We start from the raw sequence: 343 nt of genomic DNA, 5'->3' as shown, positions 1-343 counted from the left end.
CTTGTGAGAAGAGATTGCGTTCTTTTAGTTCTTGTAGTAATGTCATTTTTTACCCTTTCAGATTATATCATGGAATACTTTTGTTTTGCCTAGCATTGTAAACACTGGTACGCCAACTATTGTTACGACAACGAATTCGCCTAGCGCGACCCATAGAGTGGAAATAACGAAGGGGAGTTGGAACATTATGTTGAGTTCATAACCTATGAGAGGGGTTCCAATTATTGCGCCTAAGCTTGCGAGCCATAGCCAATTTGCTTTGGATTTTGAGATGCCGATTATAAATAGCACGCTTACTACTGTTTGCAATGTACCGAATAGGACATCTATTATGCCTAGGGGG

1 protein-coding gene is annotated in these 343 nt (G+C 40.5%); it reads right to left on the bottom strand.

All coding sequences use genetic code 11. The features are described from left to right. Nucleotides 1–57: 57 nt before the first annotated feature. A partial coding sequence (locus ACYVTD_RS18400; protein ID WP_461249041.1) for a QueT transporter family protein occupies nucleotides 58–343 on the bottom strand: 286 nt, incomplete at its 5' end.

It is taken from the genome of Treponema sp. R6D11 (assembly GCF_054786075.1).
The sequence above is the reverse complement of the archived record's forward strand: the minus strand, read 5'-3'. Positions and strand labels throughout refer to the sequence as shown.